General features: G+C 61.1%; 12 protein-coding genes and 3 pseudogenes. 8 read left to right on the top strand and 7 right to left on the bottom strand.

The annotated features are described in order from the left end of the window. Window positions 1-18 precede the first annotated feature (18 nt). The 6 genes from WJU18_RS04665 to WJU18_RS04640 are packed head-to-tail and all read left to right on the top strand — an operon-like array spanning window position 19 to window position 5,780. A complete protein-coding gene (locus tag WJU18_RS04665; protein WP_423458973.1) occupies window positions 19-1,011 on the top strand; it encodes a branched-chain amino acid ABC transporter permease in 993 nt (330 codons plus the stop codon). After that, entirely contained in the window at window positions 962-1,807 is an 846-nt protein-coding gene (locus tag WJU18_RS04660) for an ABC transporter ATP-binding protein (RefSeq protein ID WP_423458972.1), read from the top strand. The genes WJU18_RS04665 and WJU18_RS04660 overlap by 50 nt, the downstream gene beginning before the upstream one ends. Next, on the top strand, window positions 1,800-2,501 hold the full coding sequence (locus WJU18_RS04655) for an ABC transporter ATP-binding protein (protein WP_423458971.1): 702 nt from the start codon (window positions 1,800-1,802) through the stop codon (window positions 2,499-2,501). Before WJU18_RS04660 ends, WJU18_RS04655 begins: the two co-directional genes overlap by 8 nt. A 32-nt stretch (window positions 2,502-2,533) precedes the next feature. Beyond that, a complete protein-coding gene (locus tag WJU18_RS04650; protein ID WP_423458970.1) occupies window positions 2,534-4,165 on the top strand; it encodes an AMP-binding protein in 1,632 nt (543 codons plus the stop codon). Between the two features lie 42 nt (window positions 4,166-4,207). Beyond that, window positions 4,208-5,200 carry a Bug family tripartite tricarboxylate transporter substrate binding protein gene (locus WJU18_RS04645; RefSeq protein ID WP_423458969.1) on the top strand — a complete coding sequence of 331 codons (993 nt, stop codon included), beginning with the start codon at window positions 4,208-4,210 and terminating at the stop codon, window positions 5,198-5,200. A gap of 10 nt (window positions 5,201-5,210) precedes the next feature. Beyond that, a complete protein-coding gene (locus WJU18_RS04640) occupies window positions 5,211-5,780 on the top strand; it encodes a carboxymuconolactone decarboxylase family protein (protein WP_423458968.1) in 570 nt (189 codons plus the stop codon). 192 nt (window positions 5,781-5,972) lie between these two features. Here the strand turns inward: WJU18_RS04640 and WJU18_RS04635 are convergent. From WJU18_RS04635 to WJU18_RS04615, 5 genes and pseudogenes are all read right to left on the bottom strand, one after another. Next, a pseudogene (locus tag WJU18_RS04635) lies at window positions 5,973-7,104 on the bottom strand (acyl-CoA dehydrogenase family protein). A gap of 2 nt (window positions 7,105-7,106) precedes the next feature. Then, the gene (locus WJU18_RS04630) at window positions 7,107-7,937 is read right to left on the bottom strand and encodes an SDR family NAD(P)-dependent oxidoreductase (protein ID WP_423458967.1); all 831 of its coding nucleotides are present in this window, start codon (window positions 7,935-7,937) and stop codon (window positions 7,107-7,109) included. A gap of 30 nt (window positions 7,938-7,967) precedes the next feature. Further along, entirely contained in the window at window positions 7,968-8,381 is a 414-nt protein-coding gene (locus tag WJU18_RS04625) for a MaoC family dehydratase (protein WP_423458966.1), read from the bottom strand. A 10-nt stretch (window positions 8,382-8,391) separates the two neighbouring features. After that, window positions 8,392-8,832: a MaoC family dehydratase N-terminal domain-containing protein gene (locus tag WJU18_RS04620; RefSeq protein WP_423458965.1), complete on the bottom strand. Its 441-nt coding sequence runs from the start codon at window positions 8,830-8,832 to the stop codon at window positions 8,392-8,394. A gap of 13 nt (window positions 8,833-8,845) precedes the next feature. Beyond that, window positions 8,846-10,028 (bottom strand): annotated as a pseudogene (locus WJU18_RS04615) (lipid-transfer protein). 110 nt (window positions 10,029-10,138) lie between these two features. Between WJU18_RS04615 and WJU18_RS04610 the strand changes: the two are divergent. Next, window positions 10,139-11,203, top strand: coding sequence for an AraC family transcriptional regulator (locus WJU18_RS04610; protein WP_423458964.1), 1,065 nt, complete (start codon window positions 10,139-10,141; stop codon window positions 11,201-11,203). Here the strand turns inward: WJU18_RS04610 and WJU18_RS04605 are convergent. Together WJU18_RS04605 and WJU18_RS04600 are read right to left on the bottom strand one after the other, a co-directional pair. Further along, window positions 11,181-11,342, bottom strand: coding sequence for a cupin domain-containing protein (locus tag WJU18_RS04605; RefSeq protein ID WP_423460934.1), 162 nt, complete (start codon window positions 11,340-11,342; stop codon window positions 11,181-11,183). The genes WJU18_RS04610 and WJU18_RS04605 overlap by 23 nt on opposite strands. Window positions 11,343-11,560: 218 nt before the next feature. Further along, window positions 11,561-11,827: pseudogene (locus WJU18_RS04600) on the bottom strand (helix-turn-helix domain-containing protein); the annotation flags it as partial. 196 nt (window positions 11,828-12,023) lie between these two features. Here WJU18_RS04600 and WJU18_RS04595 point away from each other — a divergent pair. After that, the gene (locus WJU18_RS04595) at window positions 12,024-13,085 is read left to right on the top strand and encodes a Bug family tripartite tricarboxylate transporter substrate binding protein (RefSeq protein WP_423458963.1); all 1,062 of its coding nucleotides are present in this window, start codon (window positions 12,024-12,026) and stop codon (window positions 13,083-13,085) included. The last annotated feature ends 6 nt before the right edge of the window (window positions 13,086-13,091 follow it).

Raw genomic sequence — 13,091 nt, 5'->3', positions numbered from 1 at the left:
TCGCCTATTTCTCAATCCATGAGCGCCTCTCTCTTCCTCGGTAGTCGTGGCCGCCGTGACGCGGTCATTCTGCTGCTCGTGATGGCCGCCGGACTGGCGATGCCTTCGCTGTTGAACCGCGGGCTGGTCTTCATCGCCGGCATGATCTGGATCAACGCCGTTTTCGGGCTGTCATTCAATCTGCTGTTCGGTCTGTCGGGTGTTCTGAGCTTCGGCCAGGCGATGTTCTTCGCAGCAGGCGCCTATGCTGCGGCGGTATTCACTCAACAGGCCGGCTTGCCATTCTTGATGGCGCTGCCGGTGGCTACCCTGATCGGTGCGCTGCTCGCAGCCTGCGTAGGTGCGGTAGCGCTCCGGCGCAGTGAAGGGGTGTACTTTGCCATCCTCACTTTGGCCTTTGCGGAACTAGTGCACCTGCTTATCGCAAACACGGCGGCACTCGGCCGCAATGACGGCTTGGCCGGTCTGCAGCGCCCGGTACTCGAATGGGCTGGCGTCCAGCTTGACCTCGGGGCCGGAGACAACTTCTACTATCTCATTGTGGTGGTCTGTGGCTTGCTCATCGGCTTCATACGCTGGCTGATCGGCACCTCGTTCGGCCGCGCCCTGCAGGCTGTCAAGCAATCGCCCGAACGCGCGGAGTTCCTGGGGATCCCCGTACGGCGGCATCGCCTCGCCATCTTCGTACTGGCTGGCGCTACCACGGCAGCGGCCGGTTCACTGGTTGCGCCATGGGCACAGATCGTCACGCCAGAGCTCGCCCACTGGTCCAACTCCACCAGCCCTATCCTCTACACCTTACTCGGAGGCTCTGCTCACTTCTGGGGTCCCGCGCTGGGCGCAGTCGTCCTTTCTGCCGTCTTCTATCTCACTCGTACGCTGGCGGGCATGTCGGACCTGACCACGGGTCTGCTTCTGCTCGTGGTGGTGGTCGCTCTACCGGGGGGAATCCTGGGGCTTCTTGCCAAGCGCGAACCCCAGTCCGCTCCGCCTGAAGGAGGTAGGCCATGAGCACCCCCTGCTACATGCCGAGAGCCTGGACAAAGCCTACGGCCGCATTGCCGTGCTGCACGACGTAAGTCTTGCCATCGGCATCGGGGAGTCCCACGTAGTGATCGGCCCCAACGGCGCTGGGAAGACCACGCTGTTCAAGGTCTTGACCGGTGAACTTTTTCCCGATCGGGGCTCTATACACTTTCGCCAGGAGAATGTCACACGCGAGCCTGCCCACCGGCGTGTGCATCGCGGCTTCGGGCGAACGTTCCAGGTCGCCCAGGTGTTCCCCCATCTGAGCGTGCGGGACAATCTGCAGATCGCATTGGAGGCTCGGGTTCGCCGGGCCAACCCCTGGGCAAAAGTGGGCGCCAAGGCGGCCGCCAGCTTTCCCGCCGTGATCGACACCCTGTTGGAAGACACCGGCTTCGGCGCGCAACGCGATGCGGTCTCGGGATCGCTCGCCTACGGCGATCGCAAGCGGCTTGAGCTCGCCATGGTGCTCGCACTCGAACCCACAGTCCTTTTTCTCGATGAGCCGACTGCAGGCATGTCCGCGGCCGACCGGCTCGCGACAGTGAAGCTGCTGCAACGCGTAAAAGCCAGGCGCAGCCTTTCAATGTTGATGACGGAACACGATATGGAAGTGGTATTCGGCCTGGCAGACCGCATCTCGGTATTGCATCACGGGAGACTGATCGCTTCTGGCTCACCTGCCGAGATACGAGCCGATGCGCGTGTACGCGAGGTCTATCTAGGCAATGAGGCCGATACCGACGCAGGCGTCACAGTTGAAGCAGGTTCCCATGCTTGAAGTGCGCAACCTTCATGCCCGGTATGGCGACAGCCAGGCGCTTTTCGGCATCGATCTCGACGTACCTGCCCGCGGTGGCGTTGCGCTCCTAGGACGCAATGGCGCTGGCAAATCCACCTTGATGAAGTCGCTGCTGGACGCCGGCCCCCAGACCACCGGCTCGATCCGCCTCGGTGGTGAGCCACTCGATGGACTCTCAACCGAAAGGCGCGCCAAGCGCGGCCTGGCTCTGGTGCCTGAGGATCGGCGCGTGTTCACTACCCTCACCGTACGCCAGAACCTCGAGCTCGCATGGCATGCGGCCGACAGACGCAGGCGCATGAGCGTAGGCGAGGTCTGCGCCCTCTTTCCCTTGTTGGAAGGACTGCTTGACCGCATGGGCTATCAACTCTCGGGCGGCCAGCAACAACTGGTCGCAGTAGCGCGTGGCCTTATGGCAGCTCCTGCGTTGCTGCTGCTCGACGAACCATCTGAAGGGTTGGCCCCCAAGGTCGCACACGATCTCGCGCGCGAAGTCCGCAGCGCACGTGAGAAGCTCGGTCTTACCGTGCTGGTGGCGGAGCAAAGCATCACCTACGCACGGCAGTGCACGGAACACGTGGTGCTGCTGGATAGCGGCAATCAGGTGTTCGCTGGCGATTGGGCAGCATTCGACGCACGGCCAGCTCTCAAAGCACGTTACCTGGCCGTCTGAGGCCTGCAACAGATCACGAACGGGAGACATTCTTGAAACACGACATCAGCGGCTGGGACATCCACTGGGACGAGACTCGCGCTCGCGCCTGGCGGGCTGGCGGCCAATGGATCGATCGCACCGTGGCCCAAGCCGCCCGTGAACTGGCATACAGCCACCCTGAACGCGTCACGCAAGTGTGTGGCGGCCGGCCTATCACCGCCGGGGAGGCCTGGACACAAAGCACCCGCCTTGCTTCAGCGCTGTGGCAGGAAGGCTATCGGCCCGGTGATGTGATTGCCTTCCAGACACCCAACTGGCACGAAAGCGCCTTTATCGATGTGGCCGCAGCGCTGCTCGGGTTGGTCGTGTGCCCGATCGTCACCATCTACCGCGATCGTGAGGTAGAGCTCATTCTCTCCGATAGCCGCGCCAAGGGCATCTTCATTGCAGAGCACTTCCGGGGCTTCGACTTCGCCGGGATGATGGCACGCCTTCAACCAGGCCTGCCTGCCCTTCAGCATGTATGGACCGTCCGCGGCACTGGCCCCAATGATCTGCGCGTACTACTCGACGGCGCACCCCAACCGCCTGCCGAATGGCCGGTGATTTCACCAGACGCGGTCAAACTGGTGCTCTATACCTCGGGCACCACCGGCCATCCCAAAGCCGTGCTGCATACGCACAACACGCTCATTCGCGCCACACTGATGTGCGCAAGCCATTGGGGCATCGCCGAAGGAGACACCACCCTGATGCCTTCGCCTGTCACGCATGTCACCGGTTTCAGCCATGCACTGGAGATGCCGTTCTACGGTGGCACGCGCTGCGTGCTGATGGAAAAGTGGGATGCGGCGGAAGCCGCAGACATCATCGCGCGAGAACAGGTTGCCTTCACCATTGGCGCCACACCTTTTCTGCAGGAACTGATGGATGTGGTGGAGCAAAAGCACCTCTCCCTGCCTTCTTTACGCCTCTTTCCCTGCGGTGGTGCGGCGGTGGCCCCTGAAGTCATTCTCAGAGTGGCGCGAGTGCTGCCAAATTGCCGAGCCTTCCGCGTCTACGGATCAAGCGAAGCGCCCATGATCACGCTAGGGTTTGTCGCACCGGGACAGGAAGCCCTGGCTGCCTCCACTGACGGCGAAGTCATCGACTATGAAGTACGCGTGATCGACACAGAGGGACAGCCGGTGCCGGCCGGCACCGAGGGCGAAATCTGCGCGCGCGGCCCGTCCCTCTTCGTGGGCTATGCCAATCCCGCGCATACGGCCGACTCCTTCGATGCCGAGGGCTTCTTCCACACCGGCGACATCGGCTTTCTGACCTCTGAAAAAGCCGTTGTTTTCACTGGCCGCATCAAGGACTTGATCAATCGCGGTGGAGAAAAAATCAGCGCCAAGGAGGTGGAGGACCTGCTGCACGCCCATCCGGCAGTCATGAGTGCTGCGGTAGTCGCTATGCCACACCCCCGCCTGGGCGAAACCGTATGCGCCTACATCATCGTTCGCCCGGACACCACGGTGAACCAGGAAGACATCGTCGCCCTATTGGAAGCGGCCGGGGTAGCACGCCAGAAGTATCCGGAGCGCGTCATCCTGGTTCCGGAGTTTCCGACGACCGCCTCCGGAAAAATCAAGAAGGATCTGCTGCGCGCCGACGTCCTGCGACGTTTGGAGAAGGCCTGAGGCAGCCACCAACATCGGATAACAAAACGCAAGGAGACCATTATGAAGCAACGTCACATCACGCGGCGCCAGGCCTTGGCCACGGGCACCCTGGCCGCTCTGGGAACGCTGACCGGCACGCCAGCAGCGGCACAAAACGAGTGGCCGCACCGCCCCATCAAGCTGATCGTAGGCTTTACGCCCGGTGGCTCCACCGACTTGGCTGCGCGCATCATTGCCCAGTACCTGGGGCAACGCCTGGGCCAGAGCGTAGTGGTGGAGAACAAGCCTGGAGCCAGCGGCAATATCGCCACTGACTTCGTCGCCAAGTCAGCACCCGATGGCTACACGCTGATGTTGTGCACCATTCCCACCCATGCGATCAACCCACATCTCTACCACAACCTTCCCTTTGATCACCTCAAGGATTTCGCGCCTGTATCGCTGGTCGCGATGCTGCCTAATATCATCGCGGCCAACCCCCAGTTTCCGGCCAACAACGTCAAGGAGCTGGTGGCGCTACTGAGGAAGACTCCTGGTGCCTACAACTTCGCGGCTGTACCTGGCGGCTCACCGCATCTCACAGCCGAGGTTTTCAAAGATGTGGCAGGCGTGCAGATGCAGCTTGTGCCCTACAAGGGCGCGAGCCCGGCCATCACCGACGTGATAGCGGGCCATATACCACTGGTCTTCGAGAACGTAGCGCCGACCATGTCCTTCATTCAAAGTGGCAAGCTCAAACCCATCGCCGTCACGTCCCCTTCGCGGCTGCCGGGGTTGGAACAGGTTCCCACCGTCGCCGAATCCGGCTATCCCGATTTTGCAATCGAAGGCTGGAGCGGCGTGGTGGCACCCGCCGGCACGCCCTTGCCCATCATCACGCGACTCAACACCGAACTGAAACAGTTGCTGGATCTACCTGAAGTCCGAGCGCGTTTCGCGCAACTGAACCTGCGCACACGCTCCAGTACTCCTCAGGAATTCGGCGCTTTCATGAAGACGCAAACCGATTTCTGGGGCAACGTGATCCAGCGTATCGGCCTCAAACTTCAGTAGGAGGCTCCCTATGACCCGCATCTCCCCCGTTCCCTCGGATGCGCTCTCGCCAGATACCGCCGAATTGCTCAGCACCCGGCCACCCTACAACATCTACAGAATCCTCGCGAACGCGCCCACCCTGCTACCCGGCTTCGTGCAACTCGCTGGCGCTCTATTGACAAAAACAGAACTCGACGCCCAACTACGCGAGATGGTGATCCTGCGCGTAGGTGCGTTGTGCGGCTCCGCCTACGAGATTCATCAGCACACCCGCCTTGCACGATATGTAGGGGTGACGGAGGAGCGCATCAGGAAAGCACTGTCACTGGATGACGCGGATGGCGGCGTCCACGGCGAGCGTGCTGAAGACATTTTGCTGCGTTTCACCGATAGTGTTGTCCGCGACGTCAAAGCACCCGCCTCGCAGTTTGAAGCGGTAAAGGACCTTCTTTCACCGCGCCAACTCACCGAGCTGCTGCTGACGATCGGCACTTACATGATGGTATCCCGCGTGCTCGAGAATCTGGAAGTCGAAATCGAACCAGACGGCGTGGACATCATCTCGAATGGCTACTACCCATCCACCCCGAGATTCTGACCTTAGCCCTCAAACGCCCTGCAGCTGTTTCGAGAGGGCGTATATACATGCCCCCTGATATTGCATGATCTGGTTCATCTCCAATTGTTGGGCCACAGGCACCAACAAACGTGCGGCGAACTCGACGATCCCTCACCCGAGGCCAGCACAGCGTCGTACATGGGCTCGGCATGGACCGGTTCGCACTCTGAACTATTCAAACACTTTCCGCGCGATGAGGTCCTTCATGACCTCATTGGCCCCGCCATAGATCTTCTGAATGCGGGCATCGGCATACAAACGTGCAATGGGATATTCGGCCATGTAGCCATAGCCGCCGAACAACTGCAGGCATTCGTCAGTGACACGGCACTGTTGCTCGGAGCACCACCATTTCGCCATGTAGGCGGCTTCGTTATCCAGCTTGCCGTCCAGCAGGCGCTGAATACAGTCGTTGACGAAGGTTCGCACGACATGCGCCATGGTGGCGCATTCCGCCAGCTTGAAGCGCGTATTCTGAAAATCAGCGACCGTCTGGCCGAACGCCTTGCGCTGCTTGGTGTATTCCACCGTCAGCTCCACCGCCCGCTCGATGGCTGCCGCCGCTGGCACCGCCAGTAGCATGCGTTCGTACGGAAGTTGGCTCATCAACTGGATGAAGCCCTCGCCTTCGACGCCCCCCAGCAGGTGGTTGACCGGCACACGCACATTGTCCAGGTACAGCTCCGCCGTATCTGATGCATGCTGCCCCAGCTTTTCCAGCTTGCGGCCCACGCGGAATCCAGGAAGATCCTGTGTCTCCAGCACAATCAGCGACACGCCCCGGCTGGGGTGATCACCTGTGCGCACCACCATCACCAGCAGGTTGGCCGAGAAGCCATTGGTAATGAAGGTCTTGGCACCGTCGATCACATAGTGATTCCCTTCGAGGCGTGCTCGGGTACGGATGGCTTTCAGGTCGGAGCCTGCCCCTGGCTCGGTCATGGCAATGCCGGCCAGGAACTCGCCGCTCACCAGGCCGGGCAGCCAGCGCTGCTTTTGCGCTTCGGTGCCGTAATCCAGAATGTAGTGCGCCGCAATGGTGTGCACGCTGGTGTTCAGCGGCATTTCCTGCTTGGCCAGCTCATCTTGCACCACCAACTGGTACGCCAGGCTGCAGCCAGCGCCGCCGTAGGTTTCATCCATCTCGGGCAACAGAAAGCCCATTTCCCCAAAACCGCGCCAGATGTCGCGCGGCACATGGCCCTGCCGGCGCCATCTCGCCCGCGATGTAGCGGCGCGCCTGTTCACGGAACGCCTCGATCTCGGCGTCCATCCATGCGTGTTGATGCAATTGCGGCAACATGCTCAGATCCCGGTAAGGCCGCCCGTGCACAACAACACTTGGCCGCTGACATAGTCTGACTCAGGTTGGCAGAACAGGTACACGGCGCCCGCGGCTTCCTCCGGTGTGCCGCCCCGGCCAAGAGGAATCGTCTGTTCCATGGCAGCCAGCAATCCGGGGTTCACACCGACTTTGATTTCCCGGCCCTCGATGTTGGCGGTACCGCCCTCATTGGCATTGCCAGTCAAACGTGTTTTGATCAACCCGAAGGCCACGCAATTGACGGTCACGTTCATGCGCCCCCACTCCTTGGCCAATGTCTGGGTCATGCCCACGATGCCCGCCTTGGCGGCCGAATAATTGGCTTGGCCCGCATTGCCAAACACGCCTGCCACGGAGGAGATATTGACCACCTTGCGCATCACGCGCTGGCCTGCATCGGCTTCAGCTTTCGCCAAGTTGCGGATCACTGGCTGGGCGGCGCGCAGAATGCGGAAAGGGGCCGTCAGGTGGCAGTCCATGATGGCGTACCACTGCTCGTCCGTCATCTTCTGGATGACGCTGTCCCAGGTGTAGCCAGCGTTGTTGACGATGATGTCGAGGCCCTTGTACTCACTCACGGCGGTGCCGATGAAGCGCTCCGCAAAATCGGGGGCCGTGACGCTACCCGCACACACAACAGCCTTACCGCCTTGCGCACGGATCTCTGCCGCAGTTTCTTCCGCTGGTGCGGCATCAAGATCGTTGATGACCAAACGCGCGCCCTGCGAGGCAAGTTTCATGGCGATGGAGCGGCCAATGCCTCGGCCGGAGCCGGTCACAAGTGCCACCTTGCCGTCTAGATTTTTACTCATGGTGTTGTTCCTGAAATCAATTGAAATCTGTCAAGGCAGCACAACCAGCACGTCGCCCGCAATCTTGGTCTGCCCGTATTGATTGGCGCTTTGCACTTCCACACGCACGCAACGCTCGGCTTCCAGCTTTTCAACCACCTTGCCCGAACAGCGGATGACGTTGCCCAGATGGGTAATACCTGCAAAGCGCACGTCATAGCAGCGCATCTGCGCTTGCGGCGCCCAGCCAGTCACCATGCGGCTGACCCAGGCCATGCCCAGCATGCCGTGCGCGAACACATCAGGCATGCCAGCCTTGCGGGCAAAATCGATGTCGATGTGAATGGGGTTGTGATCGCCCGAAGCGCCCGCGAACAGGGCCAGCGTGGTGCGGTCTACCGCGGACAGCGCCAACGCGGGCAACTCGTCGCCAACCTGCACGGAATCGAAAGTGGGTGCGTTCATATCCGGCTCCTCAGTTGCGAACGACGATGACAGAACGCATCTCTGCCACCAGCTCTCCAGCCTCATTGGTGGCACACGATGACTTCACGACAAACTCCAATGCGCCGTTCTTCTTGTCGTAGATATCGTCAATGCGCGAACGCACGGTGATGGTGTCGCCTGCGCACACCGGCTTGTGATAAGTGAAGCCTTGCTCGCCGTGCAGAATCTTGGCAATGGGCACCTGAAGCGCTTCCAGCAGAGCATCAAGCGCGCCCGAATCCAGCTCGGCACTGAACAGGAAGGTCGGCGGAGCCGGCAGATCCGGGTAGCCGGCATCACGCGCCGCCGACACCTCTGTATAGACCAAGCGGGTCTCACCCGTGGCCTTGGCAAAGAACTGCAGGCGCGTGCGCTCCACGGGCAGCACCGAAGCCGGCAACTCGTGGCCGATCCATTTCTTGTCAATCATGGGCCGGCCCGTCTCAAAGGCGTTCGTACAAGGTCACGACGCAAGCACCGCCCAGACCAAGGTTGTGCTGGAGCGCAAGACGTGCGTCCGTCACTTGCCGTTTGTCGGCTTGTCCGCGCAGTTGCTCGACCAACTCCGTGCATTGCGCCAGGCCGGTAGCGCCTAGCGGGTGGCCCTTGGACAACAGTCCGCCTGAAGGATTCGTCACGAACTTGCCGCCATAGGTGTTGTCACCGTCGCAAACGAATCTCTCCGCTTCTCCGATGCCGCACAGGCCCAGGGCTTCATAGGTGATCAATTCGTTATGAGCAAAGCAATCATGAAGCTCCACCACGTCGACGTCGGAAGGGCTGATGCCGGCCTCGTTGTAAACCTGTTGGGCGGCCGTGCGAGCCATGCTGAAGCCGACGACTTCGCGCATATCGCGCGCCTCGAAGGTCTTGGCGGTGTCGGTGGTCATAGCCTGCGCCTTTATGCGCACCCGGCGGTCCAGGCCATGGCGGGCCGCGAACTCCGCAGAACACAAGATGGCGGCAGCGGCGCCGCAGGTGGGGGCAGGCCATCAGGCGGGTCATCACGCCCTCCCACATCACGGGTGCAGCCAGCACCTCCTCTTCCGTCACTTCCTTGCGGAACAAGGCGACCGGGTTATTAGCCGCATGGCGGCTGGCCTTGGCACGAATCTTGGCGAAGGTAGACAGCTTGGTGCCATACTGGTCCATATGCGCTTTTCCCGCACCGCCGAAGTAGCGCAAGGCGAGGGGAATCTGGGAATTGCCCACCAGCTCATCGGTCACGCTGTCGAAGTGTTCGAACGGGCTGGGGCGATCGCTGAACACCGCGCCGAGGGCGCCGGGATTCATGTGCTCGAACCCCAGAGCCAGCACGCACTCCGCCGCGCCGCTGGCGATCGCCTGGCGCGCCAGGAACAGGGCGGTCGACCCTGTGGAGCAGTTGTTATTGACATTCACCACGGGGATACCCGTCATGCCGACTTCATACAGGGCGCGCTGGCCTGCCGTGGAGTCGCCGTAGACGTACCCGACATAGGCTTGCTGCACCTTGTCATAGCCAATACCCGCATCGGCCAAGGCCTTTCTTGCGGCCGTGGCCGCCATCAGTGGATAGGGCTCATGATTGCCGGGTTTGGCGAACGGAATCATGCCGACGCCGGAGACGAACACTTCGCGAGTCATGTGGTGGTCCATTGAATGAGGGTGGAAGACTGCAAATCGTAGAATCCGGCAAGGATTTGGCCCATGGCTGAGGGCCTCATCACTATTGCAAAAGACCTCAACCCACGCACGTGCCGAGAACCATCACCCCTTTCACCGCTTCAATGGCCCTGGTGCGGGGCATGGTGGAAGGTGCGCGGATACACGGCTTGCCCGTCGCATCACTGCTCACTGAAGCGGGCATTGCGCCACAGTTGATGGCCCATGAAGGTGGCCGGGTCACGACAGATCATTTCATTGCCCTGCTTCGCTTGCTGATCGAGCGGTTGGACGACGAGGCACTGGGCCTTCTCTCGCGGCCGCTCAAGCGTGGCAGCCTCGCCTTGATTGCGCGCTCGGCCATTGGCGCGCCCGATCTGGAGGCAGGCCTGCGCAGGGCATGCCATGTGGTGTATCTGCTGCAAGACGACATGGCTCTGGCCATCGAACACGAAGGCGCCTTGGCCGGGCTGACCGTCCGGCTGCCCGGTATCAGGAAATACCCGCGCTTTCTTCATGAATACATGATCCGCACCATCTGGCGGCTGGCCGCCTGGATGGCCGGCGGTTCGCTGAAGGTGCAGCGCTTCGATTTTGCTTTCGAAGAGCCCTCCTACGTCAAGCAATACGCCAATGTCTTCCCGGCGCCCCTGCGTTTCGCCCAAGGCGCCTCGGCCTTCTGGTTCGACGCTCGGCGGCTCTCCCGGCCCGTGGGCCGCGACGACGCCGCGCTACAGGAATTCATTGCAAGCTGGCCAGCCTCGGCCATCATTCCACAGCCCAGCAACGAAGGCATAGTCGCTCGCGTACATGCGCACCTGGCCAGAACGCGGCCGCAGTGGCCAGGGCTGGAAGCCACAGCCGCTGCGCTGCACATGTCGGCGCCTACGCTGCAGCGTCATTTGGCGACAGCCGGAACATCATTCAAGGCGCTGCGGGACGAGTTGCGACGGGATATTGCCATCGCTCACCTGGGCAACAGGAGCACGACTGCTGGCGACCTGGCCATCGAACTAGGCTTTGCCGATTCGGCGACTTTCCAACGGGCGTTCAAAGCCTGGACGGGGAGCCCACCTGGTGCCTACCGGACGCGCCTGGCCCCTTCAAGATCACCTGGCTTTGTGGCTCAACCGCTCAGCCCGCCTCATCCGACTTGATGATCCACAACACGCGCGCTGTGGTCTCGTTCGGATTGCGAAAGGTATGAGGTTGACTGCCATCAAACTGGAAACTGTCGCCTTCTCGAAGCACGTGACTGGCATCGCCCACGTGCAACTCAAAGGTTCCCTCCAGCACCAGACCGGCTTTTTCGCCCTGGCGAGTCCATGGTTCAGCTCCTGAGCCTCCCCCGGCTCGATCACCAGCATCAGGACATCCAGGTCTGAGTGCCCCGGCGGCGACAGGCGCTCCTTCACCAGACCCAGTTTCTTGAAAGGCAAGCGCGCGCGCGCATGGGCACGCACCACGGTGCCCTCGTTCTTCGGAGCAGGGTCCTCGCGCTCGAAGAAGCTGGCCAACGGCACCTCCAGCGCCAGACGCAACCGCTCGAGCGTTTTCAATGAAGGTGAAGTTTGCCCGCGCTCAATGTGGCTGAGCATCCCGATCGATACCTGGCTGCGCAGCGACAGCTCGGCCAGTGTCATCTTCTTTTCATTGCGCAGCTCGCGCAATCGCGCACCCAGATCGCCCAGGGCGTCGTAATCGCTTTCTTCCTGAAGAGGTGTCGTGATGGAGGTGAGCAAGGTTCTGTCCTTCGGTGGCCAAGGAGGCTTTGGCTCCACAAGAGCGTTCTTTTCATTTTAGATGAACTTCTCTTAGCGTTTTCCCTATCATTTGACCTTTAATTTCAATGGAAGAATAATTTATCGGCATAAGATCATGAAAATTTTCAATGATTTTAATTTTCAACCGCCGAATCTCACTACAGTGAATTTCCGCCACCGGGCGATTGATCATCACAGCAAAGGGGCACCCGACATGAAAGCTACGTCACTGAATGCATCCCGCAAGAGCGTACCGGCCTCAACGCGGCCCCGTCAGGTGAAAGCCCGGTGGTGCCGCCTGGCATGCGCGGCAGCCTCGGTGATGACTCTGGCGCTCGCGGCAGTTGGCAACGCCTCTGCGGCTGATGATTGGCCGAAACGGGTCATCAAGATGATCATTCCCTTCCCGCCCGGCCAGACCAGCAGCGACGTGTTCGGGCGTGCCATGGCTGACAAACTGGGGCAAGCGCTCGGCCAGACCGTGGTCGTCGAGAACAAGCCTGGCGCGGGGGGTACGTTGGGCGCCGACCAGGTGGCCAAGTCGGCACCGGATGGCTACACGCTGCTGCTTGCGGCCAACGGAACGATCACGATCTCGCCTAGCGTCTACGGCCCGAAAATGCCCTTTGATCCCCAAAAAGATCTGCAGCCCATATCGTTGTTCGCCCTGGTGCCCTACATGCTCGTGGTACCGCCCACTGTTCCTGCCCACAACGCGCAGGATTTCATCAAGCTGGCCAGGACGCAGCCTGGCACCTTGAACTTTGTCTCCTCCGGCAACGGCACCACGCCTCACCTGTGCGGCGAATGGTTCAAGCGGCAAGCTGGCATCGACATCGTGCATGTGCCCTACAAGGGCGGCTCGGTCGCCACTACAGATCTTCTGGCAGGGCGGGTGCAGTTGTACTGCGCAGGCGGCCCCAGCACTTTTGGCTACCTGAGAGACCACAAGCTGCGCGCCATCGGCCTCACGTCGGCCAAGCGCAGTCCCGTGCTGCCGAATATCCCGACCTTGGCCGAACAAGGCGTGAAAGGCATGGAGGACATCAACTCCTGGGTTGGCCTCTTCGCACCTGCCGGAACACCCGCTCCGATCGTCAAGCGGCTCTATTCCGAAATTGCCAAGATCATGGCCACAAGTGAAATGCGAACACTCGTGGAAGGCCAAGCCGCCGAACCGATGGCACTGACGCCCGAGGAATTCGCGACCCGTATCCGCGGCGAGACGGCTCACTGGGCCAAGATCGTTCAGACCACCGGCGCAGCCCTCAATTAGGCCCGC

The sequence above is a fragment of the Ottowia sp. VDI28 genome, from assembly GCF_049532675.1.
In the GTDB taxonomy this organism is placed as follows: domain Bacteria; phylum Pseudomonadota; class Gammaproteobacteria; order Burkholderiales; family Burkholderiaceae_C; genus Ottowia.
The sequence above is the reverse complement of the archived record's forward strand: the minus strand, read 5'-3'. Positions and strand labels throughout refer to the sequence as shown.